This window comes from Microbacterium sp. NPDC056569, assembly GCF_042793475.1.
Classification (GTDB): Bacteria; Actinomycetota; Actinomycetes; order Actinomycetales; family Microbacteriaceae; genus Microbacterium.
The window spans coordinates 186,724-209,535 of sequence record NZ_JBHTUV010000011.1; the positions used below are offsets into that span (position 1 = coordinate 186,724).

22 protein-coding genes are annotated in these 22,812 nt (G+C 71.1%); 18 read left to right on the plus strand and 4 right to left on the minus strand.

The annotated features are described in order from the left end of the window. Positions 1 to 165 precede the first annotated feature (165 nt). A complete protein-coding gene (locus ACFQ7C_RS14440; protein ID WP_378902370.1) occupies positions 166 to 1,215 on the plus strand; it encodes a TIGR00730 family Rossman fold protein in 1,050 nt (349 codons plus the stop codon). Between the two features lie 150 nt (positions 1,216 to 1,365). Beyond that, positions 1,366 to 3,450, plus strand: coding sequence for a PhoX family protein (locus tag ACFQ7C_RS14445; RefSeq protein WP_378902373.1), 2,085 nt, complete (start codon positions 1,366 to 1,368; stop codon positions 3,448 to 3,450). Positions 3,451 to 3,512: 62 nt separating this feature from the next. Here the strand turns inward: ACFQ7C_RS14445 and ACFQ7C_RS14450 are convergent, their stop codons facing one another. From ACFQ7C_RS14450 to ACFQ7C_RS14460, 3 genes are all read right to left on the minus strand, one after another. Further along, entirely contained in the window at positions 3,513 to 4,154 is a 642-nt protein-coding gene (locus ACFQ7C_RS14450) for an acetate uptake transporter family protein (RefSeq protein WP_378902376.1), read from the minus strand. Positions 4,155 to 4,267: 113 nt separating this feature from the next. Then, on the minus strand, positions 4,268 to 4,789 hold the full coding sequence (locus tag ACFQ7C_RS14455) for a pyridoxamine 5'-phosphate oxidase family protein (protein WP_378902379.1): 522 nt from the start codon (positions 4,787 to 4,789) through the stop codon (positions 4,268 to 4,270). An 83-nt stretch (positions 4,790 to 4,872) separates the two neighbouring features. Continuing rightward, a complete protein-coding gene (locus tag ACFQ7C_RS14460; RefSeq protein WP_378902382.1) occupies positions 4,873 to 5,709 on the minus strand; it encodes a DUF1206 domain-containing protein in 837 nt (278 codons plus the stop codon). Between the two features lie 115 nt (positions 5,710 to 5,824). Here ACFQ7C_RS14460 and ACFQ7C_RS14465 point away from each other — a divergent pair, with 115 nt between their 5' ends. The 5 genes from ACFQ7C_RS14465 (at position 5,825) to rbfA (ending at position 12,566) form a co-directional block, all read left to right on the plus strand. Next, a complete protein-coding gene (locus tag ACFQ7C_RS14465; protein WP_378902385.1) occupies positions 5,825 to 7,720 on the plus strand; it encodes a lipase family protein in 1,896 nt (631 codons plus the stop codon). 144 nt (positions 7,721 to 7,864) lie between these two features. Further along, positions 7,865 to 8,854 (plus strand): transcription termination factor NusA, encoded by a 990-nt coding sequence (nusA, locus tag ACFQ7C_RS14470; RefSeq protein ID WP_378902389.1) that lies wholly within the window; start codon positions 7,865 to 7,867, stop codon positions 8,852 to 8,854. A 34-nt stretch (positions 8,855 to 8,888) separates the two neighbouring features. Continuing rightward, a complete protein-coding gene (locus tag ACFQ7C_RS14475) occupies positions 8,889 to 9,140 on the plus strand; it encodes a YlxR family protein (RefSeq protein WP_378902392.1) in 252 nt (83 codons plus the stop codon). A 91-nt stretch (positions 9,141 to 9,231) separates the two neighbouring features. Next, the gene (gene infB / locus ACFQ7C_RS14480; protein WP_378902395.1) at positions 9,232 to 12,066 is read left to right on the plus strand and encodes a translation initiation factor IF-2; all 2,835 of its coding nucleotides are present in this window, start codon (positions 9,232 to 9,234) and stop codon (positions 12,064 to 12,066) included. A 65-nt stretch (positions 12,067 to 12,131) separates the two neighbouring features. Next, on the plus strand, positions 12,132 to 12,566 hold the full coding sequence (rbfA, locus tag ACFQ7C_RS14485) for a 30S ribosome-binding factor RbfA (RefSeq protein ID WP_378902398.1): 435 nt from the start codon (positions 12,132 to 12,134) through the stop codon (positions 12,564 to 12,566). A gap of 73 nt (positions 12,567 to 12,639) precedes the next feature. Here the strand turns inward: rbfA and ACFQ7C_RS14490 are convergent, their stop codons facing one another. Next, positions 12,640 to 13,506 (minus strand): A/G-specific adenine glycosylase, encoded by an 867-nt coding sequence (locus ACFQ7C_RS14490; RefSeq protein WP_378902401.1) that lies wholly within the window; start codon positions 13,504 to 13,506, stop codon positions 12,640 to 12,642. Positions 13,507 to 13,635: 129 nt separating this feature from the next. Here ACFQ7C_RS14490 and ACFQ7C_RS14495 point away from each other — a divergent pair, with 129 nt between their 5' ends. The 11 genes from ACFQ7C_RS14495 (at position 13,636) to ACFQ7C_RS14545 (ending at position 22,714) form a co-directional block, all read left to right on the plus strand. After that, entirely contained in the window at positions 13,636 to 14,316 is a 681-nt protein-coding gene (locus tag ACFQ7C_RS14495) for a uridine kinase (protein ID WP_378902404.1), read from the plus strand. Beyond that, positions 14,316 to 15,203, plus strand: a complete 888-nt coding sequence (truB, locus tag ACFQ7C_RS14500; RefSeq protein ID WP_378902407.1) for a tRNA pseudouridine(55) synthase TruB — start codon at positions 14,316 to 14,318, stop codon at positions 15,201 to 15,203. The genes ACFQ7C_RS14495 and truB overlap by 1 nt, the downstream gene beginning before the upstream one ends. Next, positions 15,200 to 15,568, plus strand: a complete 369-nt coding sequence (locus ACFQ7C_RS14505; RefSeq protein WP_378902410.1) for a hypothetical protein — start codon at positions 15,200 to 15,202, stop codon at positions 15,566 to 15,568. The genes truB and ACFQ7C_RS14505 overlap by 4 nt, the downstream gene beginning before the upstream one ends. A 68-nt stretch (positions 15,569 to 15,636) precedes the next feature. Continuing rightward, positions 15,637 to 16,056: a hypothetical protein gene (locus ACFQ7C_RS14510; protein ID WP_378902470.1), complete on the plus strand. Its 420-nt coding sequence runs from the start codon at positions 15,637 to 15,639 to the stop codon at positions 16,054 to 16,056. Continuing rightward, positions 16,053 to 17,024, plus strand: coding sequence for a bifunctional riboflavin kinase/FAD synthetase (locus ACFQ7C_RS14515; protein WP_378902413.1), 972 nt, complete (start codon positions 16,053 to 16,055; stop codon positions 17,022 to 17,024). The genes ACFQ7C_RS14510 and ACFQ7C_RS14515 overlap by 4 nt, the downstream gene beginning before the upstream one ends. After that, positions 17,021 to 17,812 (plus strand): hypothetical protein, encoded by a 792-nt coding sequence (locus ACFQ7C_RS14520; RefSeq protein WP_378902416.1) that lies wholly within the window; start codon positions 17,021 to 17,023, stop codon positions 17,810 to 17,812. The genes ACFQ7C_RS14515 and ACFQ7C_RS14520 overlap by 4 nt, the downstream gene beginning before the upstream one ends. A 32-nt stretch (positions 17,813 to 17,844) precedes the next feature. Further along, positions 17,845 to 18,219, plus strand: coding sequence for a hypothetical protein (locus ACFQ7C_RS14525; RefSeq protein ID WP_378902419.1), 375 nt, complete (start codon positions 17,845 to 17,847; stop codon positions 18,217 to 18,219). Between the two features lie 115 nt (positions 18,220 to 18,334). Further along, entirely contained in the window at positions 18,335 to 19,279 is a 945-nt protein-coding gene (locus ACFQ7C_RS14530) for a sugar-binding transcriptional regulator (protein ID WP_378902422.1), read from the plus strand. A gap of 53 nt (positions 19,280 to 19,332) precedes the next feature. Further along, a complete protein-coding gene (gene deoC, locus ACFQ7C_RS14535; protein WP_378902425.1) occupies positions 19,333 to 20,340 on the plus strand; it encodes a deoxyribose-phosphate aldolase in 1,008 nt (335 codons plus the stop codon). Positions 20,341 to 20,357: 17 nt separating this feature from the next. Next, the gene (locus tag ACFQ7C_RS14540; protein ID WP_378902428.1) at positions 20,358 to 21,854 is read left to right on the plus strand and encodes an aldehyde dehydrogenase family protein; all 1,497 of its coding nucleotides are present in this window, start codon (positions 20,358 to 20,360) and stop codon (positions 21,852 to 21,854) included. Then, complete coding sequence (locus ACFQ7C_RS14545; protein WP_378902431.1) at positions 21,851 to 22,714, plus strand: aldehyde dehydrogenase family protein; 864 nt, start codon at positions 21,851 to 21,853, stop codon at positions 22,712 to 22,714. Before ACFQ7C_RS14540 ends, ACFQ7C_RS14545 begins: the two co-directional genes overlap by 4 nt. Positions 22,715 to 22,812 lie beyond the last annotated feature (98 nt).

Genomic DNA, 22,812 nt, shown 5'->3' on the forward strand with positions numbered 1-22,812 from the left:
TCCGCTCCCCAGCGGACACCCCTCCCCACGCAGAATGATGCACCCGATGAGGGTTTTGATACAACGGTGTATCCGAACGGTGTCGCTGTGCACGCGCGGCCGTCGGTGCCCGATCGTTCACGCGTCGTCCACCGAAAGGCCGCTCGGCGTGGCACTCTGGGCGTCATGGGCCCCAGCGACACCGGAACCATCCCGCATCCCGTCACCGAAGAGCTGCGCGCGACGATCGCCGCTGCGGGCATCGCCGAGAACACCGATCTCGTCGCGCGGATCCTCGCGACGGGCATCGGCCTCGGCATCGACGACACCGAGCGCCTCGACCTGAAGATCACGTCCGCCGCGCTCAGCGAGATGCGCGCCGCGTTCCGCCTCTTCGCGCCGTACCGCGGGATCCCCAAGGTGACGATCTTCGGCTCCGCACGCACGCTCCCGGACGACGCGCTGTACCGCCAGGCCTCCGAAGCTGCCACCGCGCTCGCCGAGCGCGGCTGGTTGGTGGTGACGGGCGCGGGGCCGGGAATCATGCAGGCCGCCGCCGAGGGCGCCGGACCGCACAACTCGCTCGGCGTCTCGATCCGCCTGCCCTTCGAGGAGAAGCCCAACGCGATCGTGGGCGCGAACGCCCGCAACGTCGCGATGAAGTACTTCTTCACGCGCAAGCTCATGCTCGTGAAGGAGTCCAGCGGGTTCGTCTGCGTGCCCGGCGGCTTCGGCACGCTCGACGAGATGTTCGAGCTGCTGACGCTGCAGCAGACCGGCAAAGCCGATCCGACGCCGATCGTGCTGCTCGATGCGCCCGGCGGCACCTTCTGGTCGGGACTCCGTCGCTTCGTCGACGATCATCTGCTGCCCTCGGGCGTGATCTCGAAGGGTGACTTCGATCGCGTGCTCATCACCGACTCGGTGACGGCCGCGGTCGACGAGCTCACCGGCTTCTACCGCAACTACGACTCGTTGCGATGGGTCGGCAAGCGGCTCGTCCTGCGACTGAAAGCGGAGCCGACGGATGCCGAGGTCCAGGCGCTCAACGCCGCGTTCGGCGATCTGCTCACTGACGGCGGCATCGAGCGGCGCGGACCGCTCACCGTCGAGATCGAGGACGACGACGAGCTCCAGTGGCCACGGCTGGTCCTGCGACTGAACCAGTTCCGGGTGGGGGAGCTGCACCGCCTCATCCGGGCGATCAACGCGCTGGAATCCGCGCCGGCCGCCTGACGCGTCTCCGCCGCGCGCGACGGCGGGGCTGCAGCATCCGTCCGGCCGATGAGGCCGTTCTCATGCGCTGGTCGCCGGCCGTTCACCTCGGGTTCCGGGGGCCTTCGCCCCGCGGGGCGAGGCTGGCGCCACCCCCGCCAACCCGCTGCCATGCATGCCGAGAGGACGCCCGTGAGCATCATCGAAGGATTCCGCCGTTCCCTGCCCCTGGCCGACCACGCACGAGGCAAGCGCCTCGCCGTGACGTGCCAGTACAAGTGCGCGAACGCGTGCCTGGGCCCCGAGTGCAACTCGTCTCACAACGAGAGCTTCCAGGAGGTCGCCGCTGCCGCGCTGTCGCGCCGTGCGCTCCTCGGACTCGGTGCCGCCGGTGCCGTCGCCATCGCCGTCGGCGGCCTGCGCGGTCGGACGCCGCTCTCCGGCCCCGGCTCGTCGGGCGTAGGGGGAGCGGGCGCGGCATTCGCACGCCCCGCCGGCGGAAGCCTCCCGTTCGACCCGATCGCGCCGGTGAACCGCATGGTCGACGACGTCGTCGTGCCCGCCGGCTACACCTGGAAGCCGATCATCCGCTGGGGCGACCCGCTGTTCTCGAACGCGCCGGCCTTCGACATGAACGCGCAGTCGCCGGCCGCCCAGGCCGTGCAGTTCGGCTACAACAGCGACTACCTCGACATCGTCGCCGACCCGAGCGGGAAGACGGGGGTGCTCGTCAACAACCACGAGTACTGCAACCCCAACATCATGTTCCCGCCGACGAGCGACACCGCCGAGCTTCAGCGACGAGGCGACATCTTCAAGGCCGCCCAGGGCATGTCGGTCGTCGAGATCACGCGCAAGCGGACCGGCCAGCCGTGGTCGTACGTCGTCGACGGCAAGCGCAACCGCCGCATCACCGTCGAGACGGTCTTCGAGCTCACCGGTCCCGCCGCCGGCAGCGACCTGGTGAAGACCGCCGCGGACCCCGAGGGACGCTGGGTGCACGGTACGCTCGGCAACTGCGCCGGCGGCACCACCCCGTGGGGCACCATCCTCTCCGGCGAGGAGAACTTCAACGGCTACTTCGCCTGGGCGGCCGACACCGCGGCGCAGAAGCGGTACCAGTCGACGGCGTCGACCTCGACCGAGACCGGCTGGGAGAAGTACGACCCCCGCTTCGACGCGCACAACCCCGACTACGTCAACGAGCCCAACCGCTTCGGCTACATCGTCGAGATCGACCCCCAGGACCCCACCTCCACCCCGCGCAAGCACACGGCGATGGGTCGCTTCAAGCACGAGGGCGCGAACGTCATCGTCGCCGAGGACGGCCGCGTGGTCGCCTACATGGGCGACGACGAGCGCAACGACTACCTGTACAAGTTCGTCTCGAAGAACAAGATCTCCGGTTCGCGCAAGAAGAACCTGCAGCTGCTCAGCGAGGGTGACCTGTACGTCGCGAAGTTCTCGGGCAACTCGCCCGCCGGCGAGATCACCGGCACCGGCGCGCTGCCCGCGGACAACCTCTTCGACGGCTCGGGCACGTGGATCCCGCTCACGCAGAACGGCCAGAGTGTGGTCCCCGGCTTCACGACCGAGCAGGTGCTCGTCCACACGCGGCTGGCGGCGGATGCTGTCGGCGCGACGAAGATGGACCGCCCCGAGGACGTCGAGCCCAGCCCCAAGACCGGCAAGGTCTACCTTGCGCTCACGAACAACTCGGGGCGTTCGGCGGCAACCCTGGACGAGGCGAACCCGGTCACCGGGAACCGGTACGGCCATGTCATCGAGATGACCGAGACCGCGGGGCAGGCGGGCACGACGTTCGGCTGGAGCATCCTGCTCCTGTGCGGCGACCCGGCCGTGTTCGCCAACTCGTACTTCGCCGGCTTCCCGAAGGAGCTCGTGTCTCCGATCTCGTGCCCCGACAACGTGGCGTTCGACTCGGCGGGCAATCTCTGGATCTCCACCGACGGCGCGCCGAGCACGATCGGCTACAACGACGGCCTGTTCCTGGTCCCGCTCGAAGGCGCCGAGCGCGGCCACGTGCAGCAGTTCCTGGCGGTGCCGCGCGAGGCCGAGACGTGCGGCCCCGTCGTCCACGACAAGGAGGGCCTCGTGTTCGTCGCGGTGCAGCACCCGGGTGAGGGCGGTTCCTTCGCCGAGCCGCACTCGCTGTTCCCCGACTTCGGCTCGACCGCGGCGGGTGCCGTGCCGACCGCGCCCCGCCCGTCGGTCGTGCAGGTCTACCGCGCCTGACATCCGCCGAGACGAGACGCCGCTCCGCCTTCGTCAGGCGGGGCGGCGTCTTCGTCGCGGCGTCAGGATTCCGGGTTGGGATCGCCGAGGATCCACGGCGGCCCGAGGGGCACGACGCGGCGCCCGATCGTGCGCCAGTAGAACTTCTCCACGAGCATGTAGGCCGCGAGCGCCGACGCGACCATGAGCAGGACCGACCCCGTGATCGCGAGTCCCTCGGTCGCGGTGAACGCTGCGACCGACTGCAGGCCGAGCCCGAGGGAGACGCTGAGGAGGGTGATCGGAAGCACCGTGTTGTGGACGGCGCCGGCGGGGGTGAACAGCAGCGCGAGGATCGCGAAGACCAGCGAGAAGAGCCCGCGCGCCTGTGCCGTGACCTCGAAGAAGCCGAGCTCCTCGCCGAGGAGGAAGCCGGGCACCACGATCCAGTACCACCCGAACGCGTTGTAGACGATGAAGTGGAAGTTGTCGCCGGCGAAGTACGACAGCATGCCCGCCGTCACCTGCACGACGCCGCCGAAGACCGCACCGACCCAGAACACCGGGGCATCGTCCTGCAGGCCGAGGTGCGCGAGCTGCGCGGTGACGGTGGCGATCACGAAGCCCAGGAGGCCGATGAGCCCCGGGTCCGCGACGCGCAGTCCGCCGCTGCGGGGAGCGGGCAGGGCGTCGGTGATCGCGATGTTCGTCGTGCCGTCGGTCATGCCCGTGCCTCCTGTGCATCGGTAGCGCCGCTCGAATCGTGCACGGCCAGTATGGCCGAGCACATCGCGGTCGCCGAGATGCACGCCGAGCGGAGCGGGACGGCCCGCGCAGGTCAGCAGCTGACTTTGCCGTGCGACATCGTGTCGTCAGGGGTGTCGCGGGTCACCAGCGCTTTGAGCATGCCCGCCGCGGTGACCAGCTTGCCGTGACGGGGCTCCCAGAACTCGCACTCGACGGGCGTCACCCTCAGCAGCACGATGCCGGGGGTGTCGAGCCCGTCCTCGAACCAGATGTCGAGGCTGGGGGAGTACAGCTCCTTCATCTTGGCCTCGTCGCGCACGATCTCGGCACGGCCGGCGACCGAGACGTAGCGGTGTCCTCTCGCATCGAGGTACGACAGGCCCACGTCGTGCTGCGGGTCGGCCTGGCTCTCGGCGACCTTGCCGGTGCCCGCGAGCGTGAAGAACCAGATGTCGCCCTTCGCGTCCATCTGCCGCGTGCTCATCGGACGGCTGACGAGGTTCCCCGCCGCGTCGCGGGTGGTCAGCATGGTGAAGTCGATGTCTTCGACGAGCTCCTTGACCCGGGCGATCGCTTCGGGGCCGGTGACGAGATCTTCCTCTGCGTGCGTCATCCCGTCAGGTTGCGCCGCGTCGCGCCTGCGGGCCAGACCATTGACAGGTCGGACGCCGCGCCGTACGTCCGGTGCCGGATCGGTCACATCCGCGCGAAGCGCGCCCGGGCGATGGTGAAGGCGGCGTACGCGAGGAAGCCGAGGCCGACCACCCAGGCGAGCGCGGGCCCGAGGGGCAGGTCGAGCAGCGCGTCGACCGCGCCGTCCAGACCGCCGGCCGTCTTGGCGTCGGCACGCACCGCCGCGATCACGAGCAGCACGCCCACGATCAGCAGGGCGACGCCTTTCGCGACGAAGCCCACGATTCCGAGCGTCGCGAGGCCGCGCCCGAGTCCGCCGTCCGGGAGCCGCATGCGCTTGCGGAAGCTCCGCAGCACGCCCATCACGACGAACGCGATGCCGCCGATGCCGATCGCGATGCCGAGGAGACCGAGCAGGATCGGCCCGCCCGGGATCTGCAGGAGACTGCGGCTGGCGCCTTCGGCGGCCTCCTCGCCGTCGGGCCGTGCCCCCATCGCCACCGCTGCCGAGATCGCGCCCAGGGCGGCGAAGACGGCCGCCTGACCGAACTCGGCGACCCGGCGACCCCACTTGCGCGCCGCGCCCTCGACATCGCCCGACAGATCGTGGGCGAGGATGCCCTCGCTCAGGTGCCACAGGGCGAGGGCCCAGAGCCCGATCGCGATGAGCCACAGCACGACGAAACCGACCGGCGCACCCGCGACGGCCTTCATCGCGCCCGCCTGATCGCCCTCCCCGTCCCCGCCCGAGGCGATCACGATCACGATGATCCCGATGAGCGCGTGGATCACCCCGTTGGCGGCGTAGCCCGCGCGCGCGAGCGCCTCGAAGACGGAGTTCGACTCCGCCTCGCGGGCGAGCTCCTTCGCGTGCGCCTTCAGCTCGTCGCGGGTCCCCACGCACTCACGGTAGCCCTCAGTGACCAGGCGAGCAGGGGCTTGACGTGGAGTCCGAGCGATGGAAACCGTCGGTGGGCGCGGCAGCCTCATGCGCCCGCGATCTATCATGGGGCGGATGATCCGCGAGGGCCGTCGACAGCCCACGTCCGGTTGGAGCGTCGTGCCGCGCCTGGTGCGCGGGGCCCCGCCGGTCGTGCTCGTCGTCGTGGGCGCCCTCTCGCTCCTGGTCGGGCTGCTGATCGTCACGCGTCCGCTCACGTCGCTGGTGCTGCTGACGGTGTACGTCGGCCTGAGCGCCGTCTTCTCGGGCCTCGCGCGCCTGTTCGCGGCGCCCGAGACGCCGCTGTGGTCGCGCGTGGCCTTCGGCGGCGTCTGGATCGCCCTCGGTCTCGCGATCCTCCTCGGACTCGGCCGGACCCTCGAGCTGCTCCCCGAGATCATCGCCGTCCTTCTGGTGCTCGGCGGCCTGGCCTCCCTCTACGACGCCGTGTCGCGCGGCAGCGCGAGCCAGCGCGTGCTCGCCGGCGTGTGGGGCGGCGCGCAGATCGTGTTCGGCATCCTGTCGTATGCCTGGCCCGACGTGACCATCCTCCTCGTCGCCGTGATCTTCGGTCTGCGCACGATCGTCTTCGGCGCCAGCCTGCTCATGCGCGCCGTGCGCGCGTTCGTCGAGGGCAGGCGCTCGGTGCCGGCCACCGGCATGCCCGCCGGAGAGGATGCCGGAACGGATGCTGCGCCCCGGGGTGCAGCATCCGTCCCCGTCTCCTCCGCTCGGCGTCGCGCGCGTGCCGCGTGGCTCGCTGCCGGCCGCTACGCGCTGTCGGCGCTGCTGGTGGCGCTGGCCGCCGGGGGATGGTGGGCGAACTCGTGGTTCGAGGACGGCGCGCAGGTCGTCGACGCGTTCTACGACCCGCCCGCGGTCGTGCCCTACGAGCACGGGCGGCTGATCCGCATGGACGACTTCTCCGGCCAGAAGCCGGCGGGTGCCGACGTCCGCCGCATCCTGTACACGACGCGCGACGCCAACGGGCAGCCGGCGGTGGCGAGCGCGCTCGTCGTGGTGCCCCAGGACCCGCCCCCGGGACCGCGTCCGGTCGTGGTGTGGAACCACGGCACCACCGGCGTCGCGCGCGGCTGCGCGCCGAGCCTGCGGGACGCGTCGGCGACGAAGTGGGCGATCCCGGGCCTGGACCAGGCGATCGCGAACGGGTGGGTCGTCGTCGCCTCCGACTACTCGGGGCAGGGCGCGCCCGGCGTCTTCCCGTACCTGATCGGCCGCGGCGAGGCGCGTTCGTCGCTCGACGCCGTCCTCGCGGCGCGCGAGCTCGACGGCGTCACGCTGTCGAGCCGCACCGCCGTGTGGGGGCACTCGCAGGGCGGGCACGCCGCGCTGTGGACGTCGCAGATCGCCGAGGACTACGCCCCCGAGCTCGACGTGCGCGGAACCGCGCTGCTCGCGCCGGCCGCCGAGCCCGTCGCGCTCGCCGAGGAGCTCACCAGCGGTGACGCGAACGCGCTGCTGTCGATCCTCATCTCGTGGGTGCTCGTGCCGTACGCCGACACCTACGACGACGTCGACCTCACCCGCTACATCGCACCCGGCTCGGAGGCGATCGTGCGCGAGATGACCCAGCGCTGCCCGTCCGAACCAGGCGTGATCGTGTCGGTCGCGACGGCGCTGGGCGTCTCGGAGGATCGCCCGCTGTTCGTCGGCGACCTCACCGCCGGTGCGCTCGGCCGTCGCCTGGAGGACAACACGCCCACCGGCCCGTGGACGCAGCCCTTCCTCATCGCGTGGGGCGACGAGGACGAGGTCATCCCGCCCCACCTGCAGCGGGAGCTCGTCGACCGGCTGTGCGCGGAGGGGAACCAGGTCCGCAGCCTCGAGTACCGCGGCTACGACCACCTGCGCACACTGCTGCCCGGATCCCACTTCGTCCCCGTGCTCATCGCCTGGACCGATGACCGGTTCCGGCGCGCCGACACCCACGTGGACGACTGCCCGGCATAGGGCGGGGCGGTGTGCGGGCACGCGCGACGGAGGCCATGCAGACCATGGAGCCGACTCGCAGAACCGCGGGACGCGGCATCCGGTAATGTTGGAGGGTTCCGGCGCGCGTCGACGCGCCGGTGAGAGCTGAATACGGAGGCCACTGTGGACATCGATCTCGGACTGCTGCGGACTGTCGAGCGCGAGAAGGAGATCCCCTTCGACGAGCTCGTGCGCATCATCGAACAGGCGATCCTGACCGCCTACGCCAAGCACACCTCGCCGACCGGCGAGCTGCCGGAGGGCGCGCGCGCGGTGCTGGACCGCAAGACCGGTCACGTGGCCGTGTTCATCCCCCTGCTCGACGAGGAGGGTGCTGTCGTCGGCGAGGAGGAGTCGACACCCGAGGACTTCGGCCGCATCGCCGCGTTCGCCGCGAAGCAGGTCATCAGCCAGCGGCTGCGCGACATCGCGGACGACGCCGTGCTGGGGGAGTTCCGCGGCAAGGAGGGCGACATCGTCGCCGGCATCGTGCAGCAGGGCCCGAATCCGCGCATGGTGCACGTCGACCTCGGCACCGTCGAGGCGATCCTGCCTCCCGAGGAGCAGGTGCCCGGCGAGGACTACGCGCACGGTGCGCGACTGCGCGTCTACGTGACGTCGGTCGCGAAGGGCACCAAGGGTCCGCAGATCACGGTCTCGCGCACGCACCCGGGGCTCGTCCGCAAGCTCTTCGCGCTCGAGGTGCCCGAGATCCCCGCGGGCCTCGTCGAGATCGTCTCGCTCGCGCGCGAGGCCGGCCACCGTACCAAGATCGCCGTGAAGGCGAACGACCCGTCGATCAACGCCAAGGGCGCCTGCATCGGCGAGCTCGGACGACGCGTCCGTGCCGTCACCGAGGAGCTGGGCGGCGAGAAGATCGACATCGTGGACTACGACCCGGAGCTCGCGAAGTTCGTCGCCAACGCGCTGTCGCCGGCGAAGGTGACCTCGAGCTTCATCCTGGATGCCTCGAACAAGGCCGTGCGCGCGCTCGTGCCCGACTACCAGCTGTCGCTCGCGATCGGCAAGGAGGGGCAGAACGCACGCCTCGCCGCGAAGCTCACCGGCGCGAAGATCGACATCCAGCCGGACTCGATCCTCGAGGAGGGCTGACCCGCGGCGCCGGCGCCCAGCCGGGCGGTGTAACATGGACCCTGTACGAACGTGCGTCGGATGCCGCACGCGTGCTCTCCGGACCACCCTGCTCAGGGTGGTCTCCATCGATTCCGTCCTCGTCGTCGACGAGCGCGCATCGATGCCCGGAAGAGGCGCGTGGGTGCACGAGACGGCGGAGTGCGTGGACGCCGCGATCAGGCGCCGCGCCTTCGTGCGGGCATTGCGTGTGTCAGGCCCGCTTGACACGCAGACCATCGAAGAGCACATCCAGCGAAAAGGCTGAACGGCTATGGAAACAAAGTGAACGGCTCGAAATGAGACCCGTCCGCCGATAACGGTCTGCCCTGCCTGGGTGGACCCAGACAGGAGAATTTGTGGCTGCCAAACCACGCGTGCACGAGATCGCTTCCGAGCTCGGCGTCGACAGCAAGGTCGCGCTCGAGAAGCTGAAGGCGCTCGGCGAATACGTCAAGAGCCCCTCGTCCACCATCGAACCCCCCGTCGCGCGGAAGCTCCGCGCGGCACTCGAAGCCGACGGCGCGAACAAGTCCGCTGACGCGGCGCCCGCTGCGGCGAAGCCCGCCGCTTCGGCACCCGCCGCGCCCGCGGCGAGGCCCGGAGCGCCCGCGGGTCGTCCCGGCCCGGCTGCGAAGCCCGGTCCGGCGCGTCCGGCCGCCCCCGCGGCACCGGCCGCGAAGGCCGCCCCCGCAGAGGCTGCACCGGCGGCTCCCGCCGCGAAGGCCCCCGCGGCACCGGCTCCCGCCGCTCCGGCCGCGAAGGCGGCTCCCGCCGCCAAGGCGCCGGAGGCTCCGGCCGCGCCCGGCGGGCCCAAGCCCGGCCCCGCCGCCGCGACGCCCCAGCCCCCGCGTCCGGGTGGCACGCCGCGCCCCGGCAACAACCCCTTCGCCTCGTCGCAGGGCATGGGCCAGCGCCCCGCGGGCCCGCGCCCGGGCAACAACCCCTTCGCGTCGGCGCAGGGCATGGGCCAGCGCCCGAGCCCCGGCAACATCCCGCGTCCCCAGGCTCCGCGCCCGGGTGCCCCGCGTCCCGGCGCTCCGCGCCCGGGCGGTGCGGGTCGCCCCGGTGGCGGCGGTCGTCCCGGCGCGCCCTTCCAGCAGCGTCCCGGCGGCCCCGGTCGTCCCGGCGGTGCCGGTGGCGGCGGCTTCCAGCGCCCCGGCGGCGCGCCCGGCGCGGGCGCACCCGGCGGCTTCGCCGGTCGTCCCGGCGGTGGCGGCGGTCGTGGCCGTGGTCCTGGCGGTGGCACCGCCGGTGCCTTCGGCAAGGGCGGCGGCAAGTCGAAGCAGCGCAAGTCGCGTCGGGCGAAGCGCCAGGAATTCGAGATGCGGTCGGCCCCGGTCGTCGGCGGCGTCAACGTCTCGAAGGGCAACGGCGAGATCATCCGGATGCGCCGCGGCGCATCGATCGCCGACTTCGCCGACAAGCTCGAGGCCCTGCGCGGCTACACCGTGCAGCCCGGCACGCTCGTGACGATCCTCTTCAACCTCGGCGAGATGGCCACGGCCACCGAGTCGCTGGACGAGGCGACGTTCGAGGTGCTCGGCGCCGAGCTCGGCTACAAGATCCAGATGGTCTCGCCCGAGGACGAGGACAAGGAGCTCCTCGAGGGCTTCGGTCTCGACCTCGAGGCCGAGCTGGAGGCGGAGAACGAGGAAGACCTCGAGATCCGGCCTCCGGTCGTGACCGTCATGGGTCACGTCGACCACGGTAAGACGCGACTGCTCGACGCCATCCGCCAGACCAACGTGGTCGCGGGCGAGGCCGGCGGCATCACGCAGCACATCGGTGCGTACCAGGTCTGGACCGAGCACGACGGCATCGACCGCGCCATCACCTTCATCGACACCCCCGGTCACGAGGCGTTCACCGCCATGCGTGCCCGCGGTGCGCAGGTCACCGACATCGCGATCCTCGTGGTCGCGGCCGACGACGGCATCATGCCGCAGACGGTGGAGGCCCTGAACCACGCGCAGGCGGCGAACGTGCCGATCGTGGTCGCGGTGAACAAGGTCGACAAGCCCGACGCCAACCCGGCCAAGGTGCGCCAGCAGCTCACCGAGTACGGTCTGGTGGCCGAGGAGTACGGCGGCGACGTGCTGTTCGTCGATGTGTCGGCTCGCCAGAACACCGGCATCCAGGAGCTCCTGGACGCCGTGCTGCTCACGGCCGATGCCGGACTCGACCTCACGGCGAACCCGAACAAGGACGCCCGCGGTGTCGCGATCGAGGCCAAGCTCGACAAGGGCCGCGGTTCGGTCGCCACCGTGCTCATCCAGTCCGGAACGCTGCGCGTCGGCGACGCGATCGTCGCGGGCACGGCCTATGGCCGCGTGCGCGCCATGATCGACGAGAACGGCGACGCGGTCGAAGAGGCCTACCCCTCGCGTCCGGTCCAGGTGCAGGGTCTCAACTCGGTGCCGCGCGCCGGCGACACGTTCATCGTGACCGAGGAGGACCGCACGGCCCGTCAGATCGCCGAGAAGCGTGAGGCCGCCGAGCGCAACGCCCAGCTGGCCAAGGCCCGCAAGCGCATCTCGCTCGAGGACTTCACCCGTGCTCTCGAAGAGGGCAAGGTCGAGTCGCTCAACCTCATCATCAAGGGTGACGTGTCGGGTGCCGTCGAGGCGCTCGAGGAGTCGCTGCTCAAGATCGAGGTCGACGACTCCGTCCAGCTGCGGATCATCCACCGCGGCGTGGGCGCGATCACCGAGTCCGACATCAACCTCGCGACGATCGACAACGCGATCGTCATCGGCTTCAACGTCCGTCCCGACACGAAGGCGCGCGAGCGCGCCGCCCGTGAGGGTGTGGATGTCCGGTTCTACTCGGTCATCTACAACGCGATCGACGACGTCGAGCAGTCGCTCAAGGGCCTGCTCAAGCCGGAGTACGAAGAGGTCCAGTCGGGTGTGGCCGAGATCCGCGAGGTGTTCCGCTCCTCGAAGTTCGGCAACATCGCCGGTGTCATCGTCCGGTCGGGCACGATCACGCGCAACGCCAAGGCGCGCGTCATCCGCGACGGCGTGGTCATCGCCGACGGCCTGGCGATCGAGTCGCTGCGCCGCTTCAAGGACGACGTCACCGAGGTCCGCACGGACTTCGAGTGCGGTATCGGCCTCGGCAAGTACAACGACATCCAGGTGGGCGACGAGATCGAGACCACCGAGATGGTCGAGAAGCCCCGCGCGTAAGCCGCGCACGCGAGGGGCGTCCTGATCCGTCAGGGCGTCCCTCGCGCTTCGAAAGGAGCATCATCATGTCTTCGGAACGTCAGGCCCGTCTGGGCGACCGCATCCGCGTGATCTTGGCCGAGAGGCTCGAGAAGGGTCTGCGCGACCCGCGCCTCGGCTTCGTCACCATCACCGACGTCCGCGTCACCGGCGACCTCCAGCACGCGTCCGTGTTCTACACGGTCCTCGGGTCCGCCGAGGAGCGCGAGGATTCCGCGAAGGCGCTGAAGGCGGCGACCGGGATGCTGCGCTCCGAGGTGGGGAAGCACCTCAACGTGCGTCTCACCCCGTCGCTCGAGTTCATCCCGGACGGCATCCCCGAGAACGCCGGCCACATCGCCGATCTGCTGCGCGAGGCGCAGGAGCGGGATGCCGCTGTCGCGGGGCTCGCCGCCTCGGCCACGTACGCAGGCGACGCCGACCCGTACCTCAAGCCGCGCGAACTCGACGACGACGAGTAAGCGTCCTCAACGCACACAGAACGCCGCGACCGAGATCATCGGTCGCGGCGTTCTCCGTACGCAGGTGTGTCGCTCAGACGGGGAGCCGCAGCATCCCTTCGGTCGCCTCGGCCAGCCCGTCCGCGATGAGGGAGTCGATGGCGCGGTCGCGCTGCAGCGTGTCGGGCCAGTCCGGCACGACGTCGGCCAGCGGAACCGCATGGGTCGCGGCATCCCTCAGCGTCTTCAGCACGGCGCCGCGCGCCTGCCGGTCGCTGCCCTCGTAGCGTGCCTGCTTGCGGCGCTCATCGCCCGTGTCGGGGCGGCCCGCGGCGAGCCAGGCGCAGCGGTCGCTCAGCGGACAGGCGTCGCAGCGGGGGACCCGGGCGGTGCAGACCGTCGCACCGAGCTCCATCGCCGCCGCGTTCACCACCGCGGCCGCGGTGCGGTCCTCCGGCAGGATCGCCTCCATCGCTTCGAGGTCGCGGCGTGACGGCGGACCGGGCTGCGACCTGCCGGCCACCGCGCGGGCGAGCACCCGCCGCGTGTTCGTGTCGACGACGGGGTGCCGGTCCCCGTACGCGAAGACCGCCACGGCCCGAGCGGTGTAGTCGCCGATGCCGCTGAGCGCGAGGAGAGCGTCCACGTCTCGCGGGACGATGCCGTCGTGGCGGTCGCGGATCTCGACGGCCGCGCGGTGCAGCCACAGCGCCCGGCGCGGGTAGCCGAGGTTCGCCCACTGTCGCACCGCGTCCGCAGGGGCGGCGGCAGCGAGATCGGTCGGCGTCGGCCAGCGCGTGAGCCACGCCTCGAGGTGCGGGATGACCCGGTTCACGGGCGTCTGCTGCAGCATGAACTCGCTCACCAGCACGCCCCACGCCCCGAATCCGGGCCGCCGCCACGGGAGGTCCCGGGCGTTGGACTCGTACCACTCGACCAGGGGAGCGGCGAGATCGGGCATGCCTTCCAGCGTAGGTGCGGAAACCTGCCCTTTCGCGCTTCCAGGAACCGCGAAAGGGCACGTCGCCGCACGGCGCCGGAAGGAAGCGGCGGGGCGGGTCGCGGCGTCCGCGCGGCTTAGGCTGGAACCATGCGCCTGCCCGTCACACCGACTACGACGCTGTGGCGCGAGCTGCGCGATCGGGTGCGCCGGCGGTACCCCGCCGGACGCGTGATCGTCGCGATCGACGGACTCGACGGCGCGGGCAAGACGGTGTTCGCCGACGGCCTGGCCGAAGTGTTCGCCGAGACCGGCGATGCGGTGTTCCGCGCGAGCATCGACGGCTTCCACCGGCCCCGCGCCGAGCGGTACGTCCGTGGGCGCCGCAGTCCCGAGGGGTTCTACCGGGACTCCTACGACTACGCCACCTTCCGCCGTGTGCTGGTCGACCCGTTCCGCGACGGGGCGCAGACCGCGGGGACGGCCGGGTTCCAGCTCGCCGCGTTCGACGAGGCCCGTGACGCGCCCGTCGAGTCGCAGTGGGTCACCGCTCCGCTCGACGCGGTGCTCGTGGTCGACGGCATCTTCCTCAACCGTCCCGAGCTGCAGGACCTGTGGGACTGGTCGGTGTGGCTCGACGTTCCCTTCGACATCTCCTACGGCCGGATGGCGATGCGCGACGGCTCCGATCCCGACCCCGACGCGCCGTCGAACGCCCGCTACCGGCAGGGGCAGGAGCTCTACCTGAACGAGGCGCGCCCGCGGGACGCAGCATCCGTCATCGTCGACAACGCCGACCTCGCACACCCCCGGATCGTCGGGCGCGGCTGATGGCGGCACCCGGAATCCTGCTCGTCGACAAGCCCGGCGGCATCACCTCGCACGACGTCGTCGCGCGCGCGCGGCGCGCGCTCGGCACCCGCAAGATCGGCCACGCCGGAACGCTCGATCCGATGGCGACGGGCCTGCTCGTCCTCGGCGTCGAGGGCGCGACGCGCCTGCTGACCTTCGTGGTCGGGCTCGACAAGACGTACGAGGCGACCATCCGCCTGGGTGTGTCGACCGACACCGACGACGCCGAGGGCGCCGTCATCGCTGAGACGGATGCCGCGTCCCTCGACTCCGTCGCGATCACGGCCGGCGTCGCCGGCCTGAGTGGCCGCATCTCGCAGGTGCCGAGCACCTACTCGGCGATCAAGGTCGACGGGCGCCGCGCCTACGACCTCGCCCGCGCGGGGGAGGACGTCCAGCTCAAGGCGCGGGAGGTCACGGTTTCGCGGTTCGACGTGCTCGCCGAACGCCGATCCGGCGGCACCGTCGACCTCGACGTCGTGGTCGACTGCTCGAGCGGCACGTACATCCGCTCGCTCGCCCGCGACCTCGGTGCCACGCTCGGCGTCGGCGGCCACCTCACCGCCCTGCGGCGCACGCGCATCGGCCCCTTCGACGTCACGTCGGCCGCCGCCGTGGACGCACTCGCCGATGCTCCGCTGCTCGACCCTGCTGCCGCGGCCGCCGCGGTGCTCGGGCGGTTCGACGTCACCGCGGACGAGGCGCGCGACCTCCGCCACGGCAAGCGGCTGCTGGGCGCCGCGGACAGACTCCTGGCGAACCCCACCGCGGCGATCGCCCCGGACGGCGTGCTCGTGGGCATCGTCGAGCGCCGCGGCGGCGACGTCAAGAGCGCCATGAACATGCCCGAGGAGGCAGGCCGATGATCCTGTGGTTCACGATCGCCCAGGTCGTCGTCGCCGTCGTCGCGGGTCTGTTCTGCGTCGTCGCGGGCCTGGCGGGGCGCCGCCCGAGCGATTGGACGGTCGGCTCGCTGGCCCTCGTCGAACTGCTGCTGCTGGTGCAGGTCGTGGTCGCGATCATCGCGCCGTTCGCCGGCAATCCGCCGTCGGGCAGCCTGCTCGAGTTCTGGGTGTACCTGGTGTCGGCCGTGCTGCTGCCCCTCGCGGCCGTCGCGTGGGCGCTGCTCGAGCGCAGTCGCTGGAGCACCGTGATCATGGGCATCGCGGCCCTCTCCATCGCGGTGATGGTGTGGCGCATGCACGTCATCTGGACGGTGCAGGTCGCCTGACGAAGCCGACGCCCGGCGACACGAACTAAACTCGTCTGGTTATGTCGACCACTCCCGCTCGCCCCCGCATGACCGGCATCGGCCGCGTGCTCGTGATCGTCTACGCGATCATGGCTCTCGGCGCCACCGGTCGATCCTTCGTGCAGATCGTCGAGCGCTTCGACGAGGCGCCGGTCGCCTACACGCTGTCGGCGCTCTCGGCGGTCGTCTACATCGTCGCCACGCTCGCGCTGGTGTTCGCGGGCCGTCCCGGCTGGTACGCGGTCGCCTGGGTGGCGATCGTGTTCGAGCTCGTGGGGGTGCTCGTGATCGGAACCCTGAGCCTCGTCATGCCCGAGCTCTTCGCGCATCCGACCGTATGGTCGTGGTTCGGCATGGGCTACCTCTTCGTCCCGCTCGTGCTGCCGTTCCTCGGCATCTGGTGGCTCGCGACCCACCGCCCCGGCGCTCCGGCCCAGACGCCCGCACCGGCGGCGGTCGCGTCGTGATCGTCTTCCGCGATCCGGGCGAGGTGCCCGCGGGCTTCGGTCCCTCCGTCGTCGCGATCGGCAAGTTCGACGGCGTGCACTCGGGGCATCGTGCGGTCATCGATCGCGCGCGAGTGGATGCTGCGGCCTCCGGTGCGCGCGTCGTCGCGGTCACCTTCGACCGCAACCCGCTGGCGTTGCTGCGCCCCGAGATCTGCCCGGACAGCCTGGTGGGCGTCGAGCAGAAGCTGCGTCTGCTCGCGGATGCGGGCGTCGACGCGACCCTGATGCTCACGTTCGACCGTGCGCTCGCCGACCTCGGCGCCCGGGAGTTCGTCGAGCACGTGCTCGTCGGCGCGCTCGGGGTGCGCATCGTGATGGTGGGCGCCGACTTCCGCTTCGGTCGCGGCGGCGCAGGCAACCCCGAGCTGCTGCGCGAGCTCGGCGCCGAATTCGGCTTCGACGTGGACGTCGTCGACGACGTCCGCGCCATCGACGCCGGTCGCCGGGTGTCGTCGACGTGGGTCCGCGAGCTCCTCGACGCGGGCGACGTCACCGGCGCCACACGGCTGCTCGGCCGCCCCCACGCGGTGCGCGGCGAGGTCGTCCACGGACTCAAGCGCGGTCGCGAGCTCGGCTTCCCGACCGCGAACCTCTCTGCCGACCTCGAAGGCTTCGTACCCGCCGAGGGGGTCTACGCCGGCTGGCTGGTGGACGAGGGGATGCCCCGGGACGGGGCATCCGAGCCGCGCAGCAGCGTGCGGTACCCGGCCGCGATCAGCGTCGGCACGAACCCCACGTTCGACGACGTCGAGGTGCGCCAGGTCGAGGCGTACGTGCTCGACGAGACCGAGCTCGACCTGTACGGACACGTCGTCGAGATCGAGTTCGTGTCGAGGATCCGCGGTATGGTCGCGTTCGAGGGGATCCAGCCGCTCATCGAGACGATGACCGCGGACGTCGCAAAGGTGCGTGAGGAGCTGACATGACCGAGCCGGCGAGCAGGACGCGCACGCCCGTCTCGCTCGCCCGCCGCATCATCGTCGCCGTCATCGTCGTCTCGTTCAGCGCCGCCGCGATCAGCGGGATCGTGGTCCTGCTCGGGGCCGAGCTCGGGCCCACCGCATGGCGCGTCCTCAGCACCACGTCCGTGGTGGGTGCCTTCAGCGTCGCCGTCCTGTGCTGCGTCTCGCTCGTCGGGCGAAGGCTCCAGACGTTCGGGTTCATCGGCGCGGGAGTGTCGGTGGTCGCTGCGATCTTCGTGCTCATCATCGTCTGGGCACAGCCGGGGTGGGACTGGGAGCTGTTCTGGGACTCCGCCTGGACGATGGTCGCAGCATCCGTCGCCTTCTCGTTCGCCTCGCTGCTCCTGCTGCTCGCCGACCGCCGCCGCAAGGCGATCCGCATCGGTCTGATCGTGACGCTCTCACTCTTCGTGATCGTCTTCGGGCTGGTGGTCGTCCCGATCTGGACCGATGAGTACGGCGGCGAGACGTACGCCCGTGTGCTCGGCATCTTCTCGATCCTCGCGGCCCTCGGAGCGATCGTGCTTCCGGTGCTGTCGCTGCTGATCCGCGAGCGGCCGGAGGGGCATGCCGGTGAACCGGGGGCGCCGCTGTCGGCCGCATCGCTCGCGCTGCTGGGCGCGGAGGCCGCACGCCGCGGCGTCACGCCGGACGAGCTCGTGAGCACGCTCCTGCAGGCCCCCACGTCCGTATCGCCGCCTCCGCACGAGCCGCCGCCTGCGTACGAGCAGCCGTCGCCGTCCCACCCGTAGACCCGCACCCGAGGTACCTCTACGATCGAGGCGTGCACGCGCTGGTCCTCCTGGCCGCCGACGCCGCGGCCTCCGATTCCCCCAACCTGTGGGGTGCTCTGGGGTGCGCGGTCGCCTACTCCGCCTCGCTGCTGGCGACGCTCGACGCCTTCGCCGACCTGATCCTCGCCCGCGGCGACTCCCCGGCGGGGCGGCTGAGCCCCGGGATGGGCCTCAAGTTCGGCTCGAAGCTCGTCGCCGCCGGCATCGCGGTGATCTCCGCGGCGATCGTGCTCGCGCTCGACGGCAACTGGTTCGCCTTCACGACGCTGTCCATCGCCTTCGTCGTGGTTGTCGGCATCGGGCTCATCGTGCTGGTGAGGCACGCGAAGGTCACCGCCTCGCCGCCGGCGAGCACCGGCGGGTGAGGCGTCCATCCCGTCGCGAGCCAGGGGCTGGCTGCTCATCTGAGCAAAGTCTGTTCAGATGTTGGCGCCGTTCGGTGAGGTGTGTCAGCCTTGAAGGGACGACGAAGGGAGGATCGTGGACGCCGTCGACGAGCTTCTCTCGATCCGCGCCGCCGAGCTCTATTACGAGGAGAACCTGACTCAGGAGGAGATCGGCCGGAGCCTTCAGATCACCCGCTGGAAGGTCGGGCGCCTCCTCACCCAGGCGAAGGAAGAGGGCTTCGTCCGCATCGAGATCCTCCACTCCCGCGCTCGCCGTCCCCAGCTCGAGAGGCGCCTCCGTGACGAGCGCGGTCTGGCCGACGCCGTCGTCGTCTCGCGCGCAGGCGTCCGCAGCGAGGACGAGCTCAGGCAGCGGGTGGCACAGGCGGCCGCCGACTACCTCTCGGCCCTCCGGCCGAGCCCCCGGGTGCTCGGTGTGAGCTGGGGGCGCACGCTCTCCGACGTCGCGCACCACCTGCGCGACGGGTGGTCGCGCGCCACCGACGTCGTGCAGATCAACGGCGGCGTCAGCATGACCCCGCGGCCCGGGACGGCGGCAGCGACCGCGGTCAGCATCGCGCAGAAAGGGGGCGGCGCCGCGGCACTGCTCCCCAGCCCCGCCATCCTCGAGCAGCGGTCGACCAAGGAGGCGATCGAGGCCGACCGCGTCGTGGCTCGCGTGCTCGAGGCCGCGCGGTCCGCGAACGCGTACCTGTTCAGTGCAGGCGGCGCGGACCACGGATCTGTGCACGTCGACAGCGGCTACCTCTCCACCGACGACATCGACCGGCTGGTCGCCGCCGGCGCCGTCGGCGACGTGGTCGGGCGGTACATCGACGCCGACGGGCGCATCGTCGACGCCGATCTCGATGGGCGAACCGTCGGGCTGTCGCTCGACGACCTGCGTCGCGCCGACGTCGCGATCGCCGTGATCACCGGCGCGTCCAAGCGCGCGATCGCGGACGCCGTCATCGGCTCACGCCTGTGCACCGCGCTCGTCACCGACGAATCCACGGCGCAGCACCTGCTCGACGGGTGAGCCGCGGCGTCAGCATCCCCTCTCTCGAACCTCAACGAAAGCCAGGTCAGAACATGTCAGGCACTTCCATCGTGACGCTGCCCGAGCGCGCCGTCGAGCTGCTCGGCGGGCAGCCCGACGACACCACGCTGCGGCGCTACCTCCACGGGCTCCCCGGCGTCGACGCGGTCGGCCTCGAACAGCGCGCCGCCGACCTCGGCACCCGCTCCATCAAGACCACGTCCAAGGCGTGGGCGCTCGACAAGATCATCGAGCTCATCGACCTCACGACCCTCGAAGGCGCCGACACGCCGGGCAAGGTGCGGTCGCTGGTCGCGAAGGCCTTGAATCCGGATGCCTCGGACCCGACGTGTCCGCGGGTGGCGGCGGTGTGCGTGTACGGCGACATGGTGCCCTTCGCCGTCGAGGCGCTCGGTGCCGCGCACGGCGACCCCGATGACGGCGGAGTGAGCGTCGCCGCGGTCGCGACGGCGTTCCCGAGCGGCCGCGCATCGCTCGACATCAAGCTCGCCGACACCGCCGAGGCGGTGGCGCACGGCGCCGACGAGATCGACATGGTCATCGACCGAGGTGCCTTCCTCGCCGGACGCTACGGCCTCGTGTTCGACCAGATCGCCCGCGTCAAGCAGGCGTGCCGTCGGGAGGACGGCACGTACGCGTCGCTCAAGGTGATCCTCGAGACCGGCGAGCTCACCACCTACGACAACATCAAGCGCGCGTCGTGGCTGGCGATCCTCGCCGGCGGAGACTTCATCAAGACCTCGACCGGAAAGGTGCAGCCGGCGGCGACGCTGCCGGTGACCCTCCTCATGCTGGAGGTCGTGCGCGACTGGCACCGGGCCACCGGCGAGAAGATCGGCGTGAAGCCGGCCGGCGGCATCCGCACCTCGAAGGACGCCATCAAGTACCTCGTCACGGTCGCCGAGATCGTGGGCGAGGAGTGGCTGCAGCCGCACCTGTTCCGGTACGGGGCGTCGAGCCTCCTCAACGACGTGCTGCTGCAGCGTCAGAAGCTGAAGACCGGGCACTACTCCGGCGCCGACTACGTGACCATCGACTGAGATCAGGGACCAGAGACATGAGTTTCCTCGAATACGCGCCGGCCCCCGAGTCCCGCGCGATCCTCAACCTGCGCGACGAGTACGGGCTGTTCATCGACGGCGACTTCCGCCCCGGGACAGGAGAGTCGTTCGCCACGATCTCGCCTTCCGACGAGAAGCACATCGCGACCATCGCGTCAGCGAGCGAAGCGGATGTCGACGCCGCCGTCGCCGCCGCGCGCCGCGCCTACGACAAGACGTGGTCGAGGATGAGCGGCCGCGACCGCGGCAAGTACCTGTTCCGCATCGCACGGCTCGTGCAGGAGCGCGCCCGCGAGCTCGCCGTGGCGGAGAGCCTCGACAACGGCAAGCCCATCAAGGAGAGCCGCGACGTCGACGTGCCGCTGGTCGCCGCGTGGTTCTTCTACTACGCCGGCTGGGCCGACAAGCTCGATTACGCGGGCCTGGGCTCCGACCCGAAGCCCCTCGGCGTCGCCGGCCAGGTGATCCCCTGGAACTTCCCGCTGCTGATGCTCGCGTGGAAGATCGCTCCGGCTCTCGCGGCCGGCAACACGGTCGTGCTCAAGCCCGCCGAGACGACTCCGCTCACCGCGCTCCTGTTCGCCGAGATCCTGCAGCAGGCCGACCTCCCGCCCGGTGTCGTCAACATCGTGACGGGCGCCGGGGCGACCGGCGCGGCGCTGGTGCGGCATCCCGACGTCGACAAGGTGGCGTTCACCGGATCCACCGCCGTCGGCCGGGAGATCGCGAAGGCCGTCGCCGGCACCGACAAGAAGGTGACGCTCGAGCTCGGCGGCAAGGCCGCGAACATCATCTTCGAGGACGCCCCGATCGATCAGGCGATCGACGGCATCGTCACGGGGATCTTCTTCAACCAGGGCCAGGTGTGCTGCGCGGGAAGCCGCCTCGTGGTGCAGGAGTCTATCCATGACGAGGTCGTGGACCGGCTGAAGGACCGCTTGTCGACGCTGCGTCTCGGTGACCCGCTCGACAAGAACACCGACATCGGCGCCATCAACTCGCTCGAGCAGCTCAATCGTGTCCGCGAGCTCTCGCGCATCGGCGACGAGGAGGGCGCGGAGCGCTGGACCGCCGAGTGCGTCATCCCGGACAAGGGATTCTGGTTCGCGCCGACGATCTTCACGAACGTGCAGTCGAGCCACCGCATCGCGCGGGACGAGATCTTCGGCCCGGTGCTGTCGGTGCTGACCTTCCGCACACCCGACGAGGCGATCGCGAAGGCGAACAACACGCCGTACGGCCTGTCGGCCGGCGTGTGGACCGAGAAGGGGTCGCGCATCCTCGCCGTTGCCGACAAGCTGCGCGCGGGCGTCGTATGGGCGAACACGTTCAACCGGTTCGACCCGTCGTCGCCGTTCGGTGGCTACAAGGAGTCGGGCTACGGCCGCGAGGGCGGCCGCCACGGCCTCGCCGCGTACCTCAAGGGTGCATCGGCGGCCGACGCCGCGCGCCGAGTCGAAGCCGGCCGCTCGAAGAAGGAGGTGTCGGCGTGAGCAAGCGTCTGACCGTGCCGAAGACCTACAAGCTCTACATCGGCGGCGCCTTCCCGCGCAGCGAGTCGGGCCGCACGTACGAGGTGGCCACGCCGAAGGGCGACTTCCTCGCGAACGCCGCGCTCGCCTCCCGCAAGGACGCTCGGGAAGCCGTCGTCGCCGCGCGCGGCGCCGTCAAGGGCTGGTCGGGCGCCACTGCCTACAACCGCGGCCAGGTGCTGTACCGCGTCGCCGAGATCCTCGAGGGCCGCCGCGCCCAGTTCGTGGACGAGATCGTGCAGCAGACCGGCGTGACGGCATCCGTCGCCGGCGCCGAGGTCGACGAGGCGATCGATCGCTGGGTCTGGTACGCGGGCTGGTGCGACAAGTTCGGCCAGGTCGCCGGCAACGGCAACCCGGTCGCCGGTCCGTACTTCAACATCTCGGTGCCCGAGCCCACCGGCGTCGTCGGGGTGGTCGCCCCGCAGGACACGGCGCTCGTGGGAATCGTGTCGGCGATCGCGCCCGCGCTCGTGACCGGCAACTCGGTCGTCGTCGTCGCCTCGCAGCGCTTCCCGCTCTCGGCGATCTCGCTCGCCGAGGTGCTCGCGACCAGCGACGTGCCCGGGGGAGTCGTCAACGTGCTCACCGGCTCGCCCGCCGAGATCGCGCCGTGGCTCGCGTCGCACCCCGACGTGCACGCGCTCGACCTCGTCGGCGCCGGCGACCTCGACTGGATCGACCTGCAGATCGCGGCAGCCGAGACGCTCACGCGCGTTCTCCCTCCCGAGAACGGGACGGATGCTGCGGCCCCGAGCCTCGCCCGCATCACCGCGTTCACCGAGACCAAGACGGTCTGGCACCCCAAGAGCCTCGTGTAGAGATCACCCCGCCGGCGGGGGGGGCGCGGGCCCGGGGCCGCGCCGGCGGCCCCCCCCCGCGTCGGCCGGGGGGGGGGGGGGCCGGCCGGGCGCAAACC